This is a genomic window from Paenibacillus sp. ACRRX (assembly GCF_022346885.1).
In the GTDB taxonomy this organism is placed as follows: domain Bacteria; phylum Bacillota; class Bacilli; order Paenibacillales; family Paenibacillaceae; genus Paenibacillus_B.
The window spans coordinates 684,510-698,223 of sequence record NZ_JAKRNK010000002.1 but is presented as its reverse complement, the minus strand read 5'-3'; the positions used below and the strand labels follow the sequence as shown (position 1 = coordinate 698,223).

Genomic DNA, 13,714 nt, shown 5'->3' with positions numbered 1-13,714 from the left:
ACATGATGGACCAAGCGCAAGCACTGCGCAGATTAGTTGCGAGGTCAAATTCATCCGCCTCATCCGTTGACGATCCGTCAACACGCCAGCATCGCACGAGGGTTATTACTGTAACCAGTGGTAAAGGTGGAGTAGGCAAGTCTAACTTTACGTTGAACTTTGCAATGATGCTGCAGGAGGCCGGCTATCGGACATTGATATTTGATGCGGATATTGGCATGGCCAACATTGACGTGTTGATCGGTTCTCCTGCTTCCGTCAATTTGTATCATGTGCTTAGCGGCATGAAGCGTCTCGAAGATATCGTTCAGATCGGACCGAAAGGAATTCACTATGTCCCGGGCGGTTCCGGTTTTCAGGATTTGTTGAACATGCCGGAAGAGTCGCTGGAATCTTTTCTGTCTGAGCTTGAGAATTGGGCTGAACGTTACGATGTTATCCTTTTTGACACAGGTGCAGGTTTAAGTAAAGAAACGATCCGATTTGTTATGGCGGCCGATGAGACGTTTGTGATTACAACGCCTGAACCGACTGCAATTGCAGATGCTTACGCCTTAATCAAAGTTGTGTATGGCATGTTTCCTGATACCAAATTCCGTCTCGTCGTCAATCGAATATCGGATTGGGCGGAGGGCCAGCAGACGGCTGAACGGGTTACATCCGTCGCCAGAAGATTTTTGCAGCTTGAGATTCCGGTACTGGGTTACATGTTTGACGATCCGCATGTGATGCAAGCCGTTAAGAAACAAACACCTTTCTCCCTTTTGTATCCCAATATCCGGGTGACAGAACAGGTAAGGCAATTAGCTAGGGCTTATATGAACAACGGACAGCAGCCAAAGAACGATGGCGGAATGAAGAACTTTATTAGCAAGTGGTTAAAGCGTTGGACATGATTGTTGTAGTCGAAATGGCTCGTAACATGTAAGATGGAGATATAGCTAAGCAGCCATCCCACGATTCATCCATACGTATTCCATAACTAAGGAGTGTGTGGTAGATAATGACAACAAAGAAGATTCTTGTCGTGGACGACTCGCCTTTCATGCGCACGATTATTTCAGATTTGATTGCGCTGGATACTGGCTTTAACATTGTCGGAACCGCTCGAAATGGGGTAGAGGCAGTTGAGAAGGTCAAACTTCTTACTCCTGATGCGGTGACCATGGATGTGGAAATGCCAATACGCAATGGATTGCAGGCGTTGCAAGGAATTATGGCTGAGTGCCCAACGCCTGTCATCATGCTGTCCAGTCTGACGGAAGAAGGACGTCAAGAGACCTTATCGGCGCTTGAACTGGGTGCATTTGACTTTGTATGCAAGCCGAGTCCTACCAGCGGAAGTCAGGATATACATAAAGTTGGTGAGATGCTGCACGAGAAGCTGCATGCTGCAATTCTTTCTCACGAACGGCGCCAATTACTAAAGAGAATGCGCGAAGAGTTATCGAAGTCGTATGCCCGCGAAACAGAAGCACGCCAGCATAAGGTTAGCAAGTCAAAGGCACTGGAAGCTAAGCAGTCGACGGGCAATCATGAAACTCGCGTTTCTAAAGATACGGTTAACAAAGTACCAAAATATTCGGCAAATGATAGCACGACCAACTTAAAGCAGCAGCAGATGCTGCCCAAATCCGTCATGCCTGTGCCGAGTAAGTCAGTGCCAAGCTCAACCGCCTCAAGGCAGCAAGAATCTGTCACTCGAACGCAGTCTAGCGAGGAAAAGAAACAAGCACCGCGTAATATGGGTGCAGCGGACTCCCTTGATAAACAATCGGTGCAGAAGACGGAGCAGCAAACCTCCGGCAAGGACTTGAAGCAAGCGGTGGCATTGGATACTGGGGTTAAGAAAGTCTCTAGTAGTTCGACTGCGAGAAGTTCTCATTTCAAACATATTGTAGCTGTAGGAACTTCAACAGGAGGACCACGAGCACTAAAAGAGCTGTTGTCTCAGCTTCCAGGGACACTTAAAGCACCAGTGCTGATCGTTCAGCACATGCCGCCGAACTTTACGAAGTCTTTGTCTCAACGGCTTCATTCCTATAGTGAGCTTGAAGTACGAGAGGCACAGCATGGCGACGTTCTTCAGGCAGGGGTGGCCTATCTTGCTCCTGGAGGTCAGCATATGACTGTAGTCTTACAAGCAGACGGCAGTTATGCTGTGTCTCTGAATCGCCAAGAGCCACGCAGCGGTCATCGGCCATCGGTGGACATGATGTTCGAGTCTTTGCTTCCGTTTAAGCAGCTGCAGCGACACATTGTGCTCCTGACGGGAATGGGGAGCGATGGTGCACGGTCGATGCGGAAATTGTACGAGGAAGGGGTCCGCTCTACCTTTGCCGAAAGTGAAGATTCATGCGTTGTATTCGGAATGCCAAGAGCCGCTATTGAATTAGGCTGCGTCTCTCGTATCGTACCGATTCAAGATATGGCTCAAGAAATAGTCAGAGCAATCAATTAGCGGCTGAGGCCGACGAGGATACTGTTTAAGGGGGTGTTCGAGCATGGATTTGAATCAGTATTTGTCCATGTTTCTAGATGAAGCAAACGACCATCTGCAAGCTTTGAATGAGCACATGATGGAACTGGAGAATCAACCGGAAGATGTAAGTATCGTTCAAGTTATCTTCCGTTCGGCACATACGTTGAAAGGGATGTCAGCAACGATGGGCTTCGAAGATCTGGCATCTCTTACGCATGAGATGGAGAACGTGCTCGATTTGGTTCGCAACAATCAGTTAGCGATGGACGGTTTTATATTTGATACCTTGTTTAAGAGCTTGGATGCGTTAGAAGGTATGGTTTCTGATATCGCGAATGGCGGAGACGGCAAGGCAGATGTTTCCGCTATCGTGAAGTCACTTCAGTCTATTGTCAGTGGTGATCACAAGAAGCAGGAGCCAGCCGCGGCTGTTGAGGCTGAGGTTGTTCCAGAACAGAACACCGACGAACGTTTGGATGAATTCCAACGTAGTATCATAGAGCAGTCTATTGAAGCAGGAATGACTGCTGCCTACATAAATATTACACTTCGTGAAGATTGTGTGCTTAAAGCGGCACGTGCTTATATGGTATTTCAGGCGCTTGGCGAAATGGGTGAGGTCGTCAAGACATCCCCGCCAGCACACGATATCGAGCAGGAGAAGTTCGACAAGGGTTTCTCTATCTTCTATGTGACAACAGAAAGTGAAGAACAAGTTCGCAAAGAGGTCGCCAACGTATCTGAGGTGGAGCAGGTAGATCTGCAAGTGCTGACATTAGAGGCGCTTAAGGACTGGAATGCTCGAATCGAAGAAGTAAAAGCTGGCAAGTCTGAGGCTGCTGCTACCACTGCATCGGCAGGGGCTGCAACTGCAGAAGTAGCTGACGCACCTGCGAATCAGGTTGTTAGATCACCAGAAGGGCAAGTCAACAAAAATGCAGGGGCTACAGCGCAAGCCAAGCCGTCTCAAAATCGAACAATTCGTGTAGATATTGAACGTCTGGATGTACTGATGAACCTGATAAGCGAAATGCTAATTGACCGTGTTCGCCTGGAAGAGATTGCATCCGAAGTCAAAAAATCAGAACTGACAGAAACCGTTGAGCATTTGGTACGCGTAAGCGGTGACTTACAAAGCATCGTGCTCAAATTGCGGATGGTACCGATTGATGTTGTGTTTAATCGATTCCCACGAATGGTTCGTGACCTTGCAAAGACACTGGACAAAAAAGTCGACTTTGTTATTACAGGGGCCGATACAGAACTTGACCGTACTGTCATTGATGAGATTGGTGATCCGTTGGTTCACTTGCTGCGGAATTCACTTGACCACGGTGTAGAATCTATTGCAGAACGAAGAGCTACAGGCAAACCTGAGACAGGAACGGTACAACTACGAGCATATCAAAGCGGTAATCACGTCTTTATTGAGATTGAGGATGACGGCAAAGGGATCAACCGTGATATCGTCCTTAATAAAGCGATCAAAAATAACGTGGTCACACCAGAAAAAGCTGCTACGATGACAGATGAACAAGTTTATCAGCTATTATTCGCTTCTGGTTTTAGTACGGCTGAAGTTGTCTCGGATATTTCTGGTCGCGGAGTTGGTCTTGACGTTGTCAAATCAAAGATCTCTGCACTCGGTGGACATGTAGTAGTTAATTCCAAGCTGGGACAGGGTACTACATTTGTTGTGCAGCTTCCATTAACACTGTCGATCCTCTCGGCTATGCTGTTCCGTCTCGGAGATGAGAAGTACGCGATTCCGTTAACTTCGATCGTAGAGACTGGTCTGGTGCAGCGAGAGAACATTCGTCGTGTACATGGTGGCATCCGAATGATAGATTATCGGGATAGTGTTATTCCTTTACTGTCGCTTAGCGCTTTATTTGAATGCCCTAGCTACTCTGATTTTGACGAGGAAGAGGTTGAGATCATTATTATCCGTAAAGGAGATCGTATTGCAGCATTGGCTGTAGACGACTTCATCGGTCAAAATGAGATTGTGCTAAAACCGTTAGGCAACTATTTAAAATCAGTTCCTGGCGTATCTGGAGCGACCATTCTGGGAGACGGTCAGGTCGCACTGATTGTCGATCCGAATGCGCTATTAAAGTAATCATTGGGGAGGAACCATCATGGCGGAGGATTTAAAAGTTGTTGTCTTTAAGCTTGCTGATGAAGAATATGGAATTGAAGTAGATAAAGTACAGACGATTGAACGAATGATGCCGATCACACGTGTTCCCAAAACGTATTCCTTCATTAAAGGTGTTATTAATCTACGTGGCATTGTTGTGCCAGTGATGGATCTGAATGGTCGCTTCGGACTTCCAGAAACAGAGACGACAGATCAAACGCGTATCATTATTGTTAATGCGCATGAGATGGAAGTTGGATTTATCGTTGATTCTGCTAGTGATGTCATCGACATGAACGAAGAAAACATCGAGGAAGCACCCGAGATGGTAGGCGGAATTAAAGCGAAGTACTTGCGCGGCGTAGCCAAAATTGGAGATAGTCGGTTGCTCATCATGTTAAATTTGGCTGAGGTGCTGAATCGTAGCGAGATCATTCAATTGGAACAGTTAGAGGTTTAACGTCATGCAACTTCATGAGATTCTAGGCGAGTTTAAACTTGACGTACTGAAGGAGATCGGGAACATTGGTGCTGGCAACGCCGCAACAGCACTTTCCAGACTCTTGAACCGTCCAATCGATATGGCAGTACCTAAAGTACGGCTGCTTCCGTTTGAGTGTGTAGCGGATGAAGTCGGAGGTGCAGAGCAGGTTGTTATCGCCATTTATTTTCGGGTGGAAGGCGAGGCACCTGGGCACTTGTTCTTCATTTTTGAGATCGAGCCTGCCAAGAAACTATTGTCTTATTTGCTAAAAATGAGTACGGAAGAAGAATGTTTATTCTCAGATATGGAAATATCCGCATTATCTGAAATTGGAAATATATTGGCCGGGTCGTACTTATCTTCTTTAGCTGACTTTACCCATCTAGCAATGTCACCAACTGTTCCACAGCTTGCGATAGATATGGCGGGAGCTGTTCTGAATTATGGGCTCATTCAATATGGGGAAATGGGCGACAGTGCCCTGTTGATAGACACGAAGTTCTTGGAAGGGTGCGAAGAAATACAAGGGACGTTCTTTCTCATTCCAGACCCGGACTCATTCTCTAAAATATTTGCTGCATTGGGAGTGCCATCTGAATGATTGAAGAGTCTACAGTAGTAAAAGTCGGCATGGCCGACCTTAATATTACAAAAGTTGGAGCAATCCGGACGACGGGGCTTGGCTCTTGTGTCGGGCTGACTTTGTTTGATCCGATGATCAAGATCGGAGGGATGGCCCACGTCATGCTTCCGTCCTCCGACATCGCAAGAGAAGGTACGCTGAATATTGCAAAGTACGCCGATACGGCGATTCCTGAGCTGATTCGGCGTATGGAACTAGAGGGAGCTCGATTGTCCAGGCTAATTGCCAAGATGGCAGGGGGGGCCCAGATGTTTGCATTTTCATCAGGAAACGACATGATGCGAATCGGGCCTCGTAATGTAGAATCCTGCAAACAGATGCTCCAAATTCACAATATCCCTCTTTTGGCAGAGGATACAGGGGGAAACTACGGCCGTACGATCGAGCTGCGGTGTGAAGACGGTCTTTTAAATATTCGCAGTGTGCAAATGGGGATAAGGGATATCTGATGAGTGGATCAATACGTTGGAATTTTGGGCTTGGCGTTTTAGGTTTTTTTATTACGTTTTTGGCTTCTTTAAGTTCTAACCTGATGACAACAAGTCTCGTTAGGGGCGCAATTGCATTTGTTATATGGTTTGGATTAGCGTTTGCGATACGTTGGGTAGTAGGGGAACTCACTCAGCCTAATCGCCATGCTGACGGGGGCACAAGTGTATTCGAAGGGATTGAGTCCGATCGTGGATCTAACGTAGATATCACTACACCTGACGAGACTGAATCGCTGCATAATTTATTGAAAGACAATTCAGTAGCGGATCCAGCAGAGAAGAGTGAGGCCAATGAACAACAAACGGGCTTTGAGCCGTTGGCGCCACCTAAACTAGTTAGTAAAACGCCGTTGAAGGACGAACAATTGGCACAAGCCGTTCGTTACATGAAAGACAAGTAAGGAGGTTAAGAGTTCATGAGCGTGCAGAAGACTACCAAATGTTCTAATTATGAGCTGTGGGTGCAATGGAAAGAACATGACAACTTAGAAGCAAAGAAACAGCTAATAGAACTCTATTTACCGATTGTCGACTTTGTGTCTAACCGAATGGCTGCGGGATTGCCGCGCAGTGTTTCCAAGGATGATTTATCCAGCAATGGCGTGATGGGGCTGATTGATGCGATTGAAAAGTTTGATTACCGTCGGGGGCTGCAATTCGAAACCTATGCATCATGGCGAGTTCGCGGGTCCATACTTGATGGCCTGCGTTCTGGTGATTGGGTGCCTCGTTCAGCAAGAGAAAAGGCAAAGAAGATAGAAGAAGCATACCAACACTTGGAGCAGCATTATTTGCGTTCTGTCACTGACGCAGAAATGAGTGCATATTTGGATGTCACTGAACAAGAGTTTCATGGTATGCTTCAAGATGTAGCTATAATGTCGTTATGTTCATTGGAAGATCCGATTCGCGAAGAAGAATCGGAAATGCGCATTTCCGTTATGGTTGATGAAAAGGCAAAGAATCCGGAATATAAAGTAAATGAGCATTATTTGAAGCAAACTTTGATTGAAGGTATTCACAAGCTAACGGAAAAAGAACGAACGGTCGTATCGTTGTTCTACTACGAAGATTTGTCGTTAAGTGAGATTGCAGAAGTGATGACTTTATCCCCTTCGCGAATCTCGCAATTACATTCGAAAGCAATCATGCGTTTACGCTCCGTATTAGAGAAGAATAAATCGATGCTTCTGGAAGCATAAACGCTGTTACTTAATAAGTAGATAGACTAGGCGAAAGGGGGAGCGGCCATGAGTACAACTATCTTGTTGGAGGATTATTTGGATATTACGTTATCCGATGACAAAATGGAAGCTTATATGCATTTTTTGAAATTCGATGATACGTTTCAATGTCGCAAGGATGATCTAGAAGGGTTCTTGCTTAGCAATCAAATAAAATTTGGTGTTAGCCATGAAGTGTTACGTGAAATTACCCATCAGCCGCAATTGTTCACTAAGGGTCCTACTATGATAGCTAGTGGCAAAAGAGCAACAAACGGCAAAGACGGTCACATTAAAGTATTGTTGGCTACGGATGAAGCGGTTCGGCCACAAGAGCAAGAGGACGGCTCTGTTGATCTTAAAGAAATTAATCAACTAAACAATGTGAAGCGAGGCCAACGTATCGCTGAACGATTCCCAGCTAGCAATGGAGTACCTGGTATGAACGTGCTTGGTGAGCTCGTTGCTGGTAAAGACGGTAAGGAAGCACGCTTTAAGATTGGGAAAAATGTCGTATCGGATGATGCAGGAGTGGCTTTATATGCTGCAATAGACGGTCTCGTTGTTCGTACAGAAGGTGATAGACTTAACGTTTTCCCTGTCTATGAGGTTAACGGCGACGTTGATTATCGAACAGGAAATATTGATTTTGTAGGGACAGTAGTCATCAGAGGAAATGTATTAACAGGCTTCAAAATTAAAGCTTCCGGAGATATACGCATATATGGTGGGGTTGAAGGAGCACAACTCGAAGCGTTGGGCTCTATCGAAGTTATTGGTGGTATTATTGCCGGGAATAAAGGATACATACATGCTAGGCAACAAGTAAAATGTTCGTTTGTACAGGAGGCCAGAATTTCAGCAGGTACAGATGTTATTGTATCACAAAGTATTATGCACTCTCAGGTCCGGGCTGGCAGACAAGTCATTTGCAACGGGACTAAGGGACTTATTGTAGGCGGTACTATCCAAGCAGGAGAACGGGTGGAAGCGCGTACAGTTGGTAACGGTATGTCAACTGTCACTGTGATTGAAGTTGGTGTTGTACCCGAGACAAGAAACGAACTTCAAGAATTGCGCGTACAATACAAAAACAGTATGGATAATTTGGAGAAGACCGAAAAGGCTCTCCGTATTTTGGATCAATTTGCGTCTACTGGACAATTGACGGCAGATAGGATGGAAATGAGACATAAGCTGAATACAACGAAAAAAAGTGTGTTGGCTGAACAGGCGGACATGCGTGAGCGCATTTTTGATATTGAAAAAATGCTAGAGGACACCGTTGTTGCGCGTGTTGATGTAAATCAGACGATCTATGGAGGAACAAAGATAGTAATTGGGCGTTATACCCGTTTCGTCAAGGACGTATGTAAACGTGCTACATTCCGGCTTATAGATGGTGAAGTTAATATGAGTTCACTATAAGGCGTCATTCAGCTAGACTTTTTCATAAATGAGGTGATGAGATGAATATGAAGTCCGTTGAACTGCAAGTTGCAATTCCTCGTACACAAGAAGTATCATCCATTCATCAGCAGATGCAACAACGCCCCACGATAGAACAATCGATGCTGAATGAACAAGCAGCTAAGCTTACAGAGTCGCTAAGACAACGTAACGAGAAAGTAGATGCGTCTTCAGAAGGGCGAATCCGCGACGACGAAGAGCACGCTTCCCACCACGATTCTTCCACGCCAGATAAACAACCAGAAGACCCGGAGAAGAAGAATGCCGCAGTGCCGGCAGAACATCCCTATAAAGGCAAACACATAGACTTTTCGGTCTAAAGAGACGCCGTTGTTCCGGGAAACTGGAACACGGCGTTTGTGTGGTTAGCATGGTTAGGCGGGAGATAGGGAAACGTACATCGATAAATATCACGATCAGCGTCAGTAGATTAGAGGAGTCACAGCAAAGGTAAAGGGGGCACAACATGAACGAGCCGTGGATATATTTGGCGCTGCTTGGCGGCGTAGTTGCTGTTGTTGGTCTGGTCCGCCCAACTTCACAGGATAGTCATGCCAACTTGAAGCAGAACATTGAAGAAACATTAGAGCATTATGTACAAGAAATCAGTGAAGAAAATGAGAAGCTGCTGCAGGCAGTTGAGCGGCTCAAAAAGGAAGCTGATCTTCGCGATGAAGCGATGCGGCGCAGAATGGACATGCTGGAAGCGTCTGTGCAGCATGCGGGCGAACAACAGCGTCAACAGGTATCACAGATCGAGACTCTTTCTTCGTTAGTGAACAGACCGCAGATCGTTCAAACTGTGCAAAATAAGGACACTGCGGAGCAGAACACCTTTGAAGGTATGACAGCGGTAGAAGCAGCTAGTGGAGTAGAAGTTGTAGAAGATTCACCCCCAACAATACGAGATCGTTATGTTGATTTGTTTGCTTTACATATGAAAGGGGTAAAGGCGGAGCAAATTGCAGCACGATTAAATATGCCATTAGGTGAAGTGCAGCTTATATTACAACTCAGTCTGCAGGAGGATCAACGTGTTTAGAAATCGTTATTTTCTAATCGGATTAGGGACGGGCATTATTATTGGCGTATTATTACTACAGATCATGCTAATTGGTCAAAAGTCAGTGCCACAACTAACGGAGCAGCAATTAATCCGGGAGGCGGAGCGTCAAGGATTTGATCTGGTTCAAAAACGAAGTAGTGCGCTGTCAGAGCGTTCATCTACGACGGAAGCAAATCCTCCTGCGAAGGATACAGTCCGAACGTCAGCTCTCGATCAGCCTAGTAAAGCAGATAAGGCAAGTAAGGATGCTGGCGCTGTCAGCAGCATCAGCAAGCAGCAGCCCGATAATATAAAGATAAAGCAAGTTGACAAAACACAGGTATCATCAGTCCCAACAAATGTGAAGAAAGACAGCTCGCAGAAGACAAGTACCAAGCCCAAGGAAAAGCAGTCTAAAAGCATTCGAATTATTCCTAATTCGAGCGCCAGCTCCGTGTCCAAGCAGCTTGCTGATGCTGATATCGTGGATGATGCAGCCTCATTTGAAGCTTATATTAAGAAGCAAAAGAAGCAAACAAAACTTCGTGCAGGAACGTTTAATTTTGAGGTGTTATCTTCATACGAGAAAGCGTTGGCTGTATTAACATCACATCCAAATGCCTAGTTGTGAAAATGGTTGCATCTAATAGTTCATTGTGGTATATTAATTGACGGTGTTAAGAACACACGCTGATTAATTTTGTCAAGGGTGCTTGTTGTCGTGGGTAACCGTGGGGCAAGTCTTGTCGAAAGATGATATCGGCGGCGGAAAAATAACCATATGTAGGAGGTGTAGTGAAGATGGCAGTTATCTCCATGAAACAGCTTCTTGAAGCTGGTGTACATTTCGGTCACCAGACTCGTCGCTGGAACCCAAAGATGGACAGATATATCTTCACAGAACGTAACGGTATTTACATCATTGACTTGCAAAAGACAGTGAAAAAAGTCGAGGAAGCTTACAATTTCGTAAAATCCCTTGCAGCTGACGGCGGCACTATGCTGTTTGTTGGTACTAAGAAACAAGCTCAAGATTCCGTTAAGGAAGAAGCTGAGCGTTGTGGTATGTACTTCATCAACCAACGTTGGTTGGGTGGTACATTAACGAACTTCCAAACGATCCAAAAGCGTGTAGACCGTCTGAAACGTCTCGAAGCTATGGAAGAAGATGGAACATTCGAAGTATTGCCTAAGAAAGAAGTTATCTTGCTCCGCAAGGAGAAAGATCGTCTTGAGAAATTCTTGGGTGGTATCAAGAACATGAAAGACTTGCCAAGTGCATTGTTCGTAATCGATCCTCGTAAAGAGCGTATTGCTGTTGCAGAAGCTCGCAAATTGGGTATCCCAATTGTAGGTATCGTTGACACGAACTGTGATCCGGACGAAATCGACTATGTTATCCCTGGTAACGACGATGCAATCCGCGCGGTTAAGTTGTTGACATCCAAAATGGCTGAAGCCATTATGGAAGGTAACCAAGGCGAAGAAACAACAGCTTAATTCATACGAATGAGATGAACAAAAGGGTGGCAGGCAGGTGATACACCTATCTCCACCCTTTTTTTGAGTCGTAAAGTAATGCCAGCTTAGTTTCCATCAAGGAGATGGCGGCATAATAAACGGTTGGAGGTAAACGACATGGCAGTTAATGCTAGTGCAGTAAAAGAGCTTCGCGAGAAAACAGGCGCAGGTATGTTGGATTGCAAAAAAGCTTTGGAAGAAGCTAACGGCGATATCACTAAAGCTGGTGAGATTCTTCGTGAAAAAGGCTTGGCAGCAGCAGCAAGCAAAGCAGGCCGCATTGCAACAGAAGGTGTAGTTCAATCTTACATCCATGCTGGTGGACGTATCGGCGTATTGGTTGAGATCAACTGCGAGACAGACTTCGTAGCTAAGACAGACCAATTCCAAGAATTTGCTCGTGACATCGCAATGCATATCGCGGCATCTGCACCGAAGTATGTTCGTCGTGACGAAGTGCCTACTGAAGATCTTGAGAAAGAAAAAGAAATTTTGAAAGCTCAAGCGCTTAACGAAGGCAAGCCTGAAAAAATCGTTGAAAAAATGGTTGAAGGCCGCATCGGTAAGTACTATGAAGAGTTCTGCTTGATGGAGCAATCCTTCATTAAAGACCCAGACAAAACAATCGACAATCTGCTGAATGAGAAAATCGCAGCAATCGGTGAAAATATCTCAATCCGTCGCTTCGTTCGTTATGAACTTGGTGAAGGTATGGAGAAAAAACAAGATAACTTTGTTGAAGAGGTTATGGCACAAGCGAAAATGTAATCCTGCTGGATTGCATTTTACACGTAAGCCAATAGGCGATCAACAAACGCTCTGGAAAAGTTGGAACACATTGTGTTCCTTCTTTTTTAGCAGTCGTTCGGAAAAAGTGGAGGGTATACATTGGAACAACCGGTTTATAAACGCATCGTATTAAAAGTTAGCGGAGAGTCGTTAGCAGGTCAAGCTGGTTACGGCATTGAATCTGATATGATCAATTCAATTGCAGAACAAGTGAAGGAAGTCGTTGAACTTGGCGTGGAAGTAGCCATTGTATGTGGCGGCGGCAACATTTGGCGCGGCATTGCAGGCAGCGAAAAAGGAATTGACCGTGGAACGGCTGACTACATGGGAATGCTTGCTACGGTGATGAACTCGCTAGCCTTGCAAGATGCGCTGGAACAAATCGGCGTACCTACACGTGTCCAGACTTCGATTGCTATGCAGCAAATCGCTGAGCCATACATTAGACGTCGCGCAATCCGCCATTTAGAAAAAGGCCGCGTCGTTATTTTTGCAGCGGGCACAGGTAACCCGTTCTTCTCGACGGATACGACTGCAGCGCTGCGTGCTGCTGAGATTGAAGCAGATGTTATTTTGATGGCAAAAAACAAAGTTGATGGTGTGTATTCTGCTGATCCATTTAAGGATGACACAGCTGAGAAGTTCGATCAATTAACGTATTTGGAAGTGCTAAACCGCAACCTTGGCGTTATGGATTCGACAGCAACATCACTTTGTATGGATAACAACATTAACTTGCTTGTATTCTCCATTAGCGAACAAGGTAACATTAAACGAGTCGTACTCGGTGAGAAGATCGGAACAATTGTAAAAGGGAGTGTAGACTAATGCCACAATCCGTGAAGAAGCATGCCGAAGATCGTATGGAGAAAGCCATTGCAGCTCTTAGACGTGAATTAGCGACACTTCGCGCAGGTCGTGCTGCTCCAGCATTGCTTGACCGCGTGCAAGTGGAATACTACGGTGCAATGACTCCTGTTAACCAACTAGCGAATATTAATACACCTGATCCACGCACGTTGATGATTCAACCGTGGGACAAAACATCGATTGGTGCCATCGAGAAAGCGATTATGAAATCGGATCTCGGTTTGACACCTGCAAACGATGGCTCAATGATTCGGATCACGATACCTGCTCTGACGGAAGAACGTCGTGCTGAGTTGGTTAAGCAAACGAAGAAATACGGAGAAGAAGCTAAAGTTGCGATTCGTAATATTCGTCGTGATGCGAATGATGATATCAAGAAGATGGAGAAGACAGATATTTCAGAAGATGAATCTCGTCGTCATCAGGAAGATATCCAGAAATCAACAGACAAGTTTATTACGGAAGTCGACAAAGTGTTGGTTACAAAAGAAAAAGAAATTATGGAAGTGTAAGGAAAGACAACTTTCACAATTTATGCCCCTCCGAACGGTGG

The 13,714-nt window shown here is 45.4% G+C and carries 16 protein-coding genes; all 16 read left to right on the top strand.

The annotated features are described in order from the left end of the window. The first annotated feature begins 2 nt into the window (after positions 1-2). The gene (locus tag MH117_RS08580; RefSeq protein WP_239328255.1) at positions 3-896 is read left to right on the top strand and encodes a MinD/ParA family protein; all 894 of its coding nucleotides are present in this window, start codon (positions 3-5) and stop codon (positions 894-896) included. A 107-nt stretch (positions 897-1,003) separates the two neighbouring features. After that, positions 1,004-2,461, top strand: a complete 1,458-nt coding sequence (locus MH117_RS08575; RefSeq protein ID WP_239328254.1) for a protein-glutamate methylesterase/protein-glutamine glutaminase — start codon at positions 1,004-1,006, stop codon at positions 2,459-2,461. Positions 2,462-2,504: 43 nt separating this feature from the next. Next, a complete protein-coding gene (locus MH117_RS08570) occupies positions 2,505-4,604 on the top strand; it encodes a chemotaxis protein CheA (RefSeq protein ID WP_239328253.1) in 2,100 nt (699 codons plus the stop codon). A 19-nt stretch (positions 4,605-4,623) separates the two neighbouring features. Then, positions 4,624-5,085, top strand: a complete 462-nt coding sequence (locus MH117_RS08565; RefSeq protein WP_239328252.1) for a chemotaxis protein CheW — start codon at positions 4,624-4,626, stop codon at positions 5,083-5,085. Between the two features lie 4 nt (positions 5,086-5,089). Continuing rightward, entirely contained in the window at positions 5,090-5,710 is a 621-nt protein-coding gene (locus MH117_RS08560; RefSeq protein ID WP_239328251.1) for a chemotaxis protein CheC, read from the top strand. Then, the gene (locus MH117_RS08555) at positions 5,707-6,201 is read left to right on the top strand and encodes a chemotaxis protein CheD (RefSeq protein WP_239328250.1); all 495 of its coding nucleotides are present in this window, start codon (positions 5,707-5,709) and stop codon (positions 6,199-6,201) included. Before MH117_RS08560 ends, MH117_RS08555 begins: the two co-directional genes overlap by 4 nt. After that, entirely contained in the window at positions 6,201-6,644 is a 444-nt protein-coding gene (locus MH117_RS08550; RefSeq protein ID WP_239328249.1) for a hypothetical protein, read from the top strand. The genes MH117_RS08555 and MH117_RS08550 overlap by 1 nt, the downstream gene beginning before the upstream one ends. 15 nt (positions 6,645-6,659) lie before the next feature. Then, entirely contained in the window at positions 6,660-7,445 is a 786-nt protein-coding gene (locus MH117_RS08545) for a FliA/WhiG family RNA polymerase sigma factor (RefSeq protein ID WP_239328248.1), read from the top strand. A 48-nt stretch (positions 7,446-7,493) separates the two neighbouring features. After that, positions 7,494-8,894 (top strand): DUF342 domain-containing protein, encoded by a 1,401-nt coding sequence (locus MH117_RS08540; protein ID WP_239328247.1) that lies wholly within the window; start codon positions 7,494-7,496, stop codon positions 8,892-8,894. 41 nt (positions 8,895-8,935) lie between these two features. Next, positions 8,936-9,256, top strand: a complete 321-nt coding sequence (locus tag MH117_RS08535) for a hypothetical protein (protein WP_239328246.1) — start codon at positions 8,936-8,938, stop codon at positions 9,254-9,256. A gap of 146 nt (positions 9,257-9,402) precedes the next feature. Next, positions 9,403-9,978: a hypothetical protein gene (locus MH117_RS08530; protein WP_239328245.1), complete on the top strand. Its 576-nt coding sequence runs from the start codon at positions 9,403-9,405 to the stop codon at positions 9,976-9,978. Further along, complete coding sequence (locus tag MH117_RS08525) at positions 9,971-10,606, top strand: hypothetical protein (RefSeq protein WP_239328244.1); 636 nt, start codon at positions 9,971-9,973, stop codon at positions 10,604-10,606. Before MH117_RS08530 ends, MH117_RS08525 begins: the two co-directional genes overlap by 8 nt. Positions 10,607-10,782: 176 nt before the next feature. Continuing rightward, a complete protein-coding gene (gene rpsB, locus MH117_RS08520) occupies positions 10,783-11,481 on the top strand; it encodes a 30S ribosomal protein S2 (RefSeq protein ID WP_239328243.1) in 699 nt (232 codons plus the stop codon). Positions 11,482-11,619: 138 nt separating this feature from the next. Beyond that, positions 11,620-12,270, top strand: coding sequence for a translation elongation factor Ts (tsf, locus tag MH117_RS08515; protein ID WP_239328242.1), 651 nt, complete (start codon positions 11,620-11,622; stop codon positions 12,268-12,270). A 120-nt stretch (positions 12,271-12,390) separates the two neighbouring features. Continuing rightward, on the top strand, positions 12,391-13,119 hold the full coding sequence (pyrH, locus tag MH117_RS08510; protein ID WP_028545186.1) for a UMP kinase: 729 nt from the start codon (positions 12,391-12,393) through the stop codon (positions 13,117-13,119). Continuing rightward, positions 13,119-13,673 carry a ribosome recycling factor gene (frr, locus tag MH117_RS08505; RefSeq protein ID WP_239328241.1) on the top strand — a complete coding sequence of 185 codons (555 nt, stop codon included), beginning with the start codon at positions 13,119-13,121 and terminating at the stop codon, positions 13,671-13,673. The genes pyrH and frr overlap by 1 nt, the downstream gene beginning before the upstream one ends. Positions 13,674-13,714: the final 41 nt, after the last annotated feature.

Bases quoted from the DNA above. Each gene is read 5' to 3' on its own strand.
- MH117_RS08575 (WP_239328254.1), top strand. From the start codon at position 1,004: ATGACAACAAAGAAGATTCTTGTCGTGGACGACTCGCCTTTCATGCGC.
- MH117_RS08545 (WP_239328248.1), top strand. From the start codon at position 6,660: ATGAGCGTGCAGAAGACTACCAAATGTTCTAATTATGAGCTGTGGGTG.
- tsf (WP_239328242.1), top strand. From the start codon at position 11,620: ATGGCAGTTAATGCTAGTGCAGTAAAAGAGCTTCGCGAGAAAACAGGC.
- MH117_RS08530 (WP_239328245.1), top strand. From the start codon at position 9,403: ATGAACGAGCCGTGGATATATTTGGCGCTGCTTGGCGGCGTAGTTGCT.
- rpsB (WP_239328243.1), top strand. From the start codon at position 10,783: ATGGCAGTTATCTCCATGAAACAGCTTCTTGAAGCTGGTGTACATTTC.
- MH117_RS08565 (WP_239328252.1), top strand. From the start codon at position 4,624: ATGGCGGAGGATTTAAAAGTTGTTGTCTTTAAGCTTGCTGATGAAGAA.
- MH117_RS08550 (WP_239328249.1), top strand. From the start codon at position 6,201: ATGAGTGGATCAATACGTTGGAATTTTGGGCTTGGCGTTTTAGGTTTT.
- MH117_RS08580 (WP_239328255.1), top strand. From the start codon at position 3: ATGATGGACCAAGCGCAAGCACTGCGCAGATTAGTTGCGAGGTCAAAT.
- MH117_RS08540 (WP_239328247.1), top strand. From the start codon at position 7,494: ATGAGTACAACTATCTTGTTGGAGGATTATTTGGATATTACGTTATCC.
- MH117_RS08535 (WP_239328246.1), top strand. From the start codon at position 8,936: ATGAATATGAAGTCCGTTGAACTGCAAGTTGCAATTCCTCGTACACAA.
- MH117_RS08560 (WP_239328251.1), top strand. From the start codon at position 5,090: ATGCAACTTCATGAGATTCTAGGCGAGTTTAAACTTGACGTACTGAAG.
- MH117_RS08570 (WP_239328253.1), top strand. From the start codon at position 2,505: ATGGATTTGAATCAGTATTTGTCCATGTTTCTAGATGAAGCAAACGAC.
- MH117_RS08555 (WP_239328250.1), top strand. From the start codon at position 5,707: ATGATTGAAGAGTCTACAGTAGTAAAAGTCGGCATGGCCGACCTTAAT.
- frr (WP_239328241.1), top strand. From the start codon at position 13,119: ATGCCACAATCCGTGAAGAAGCATGCCGAAGATCGTATGGAGAAAGCC.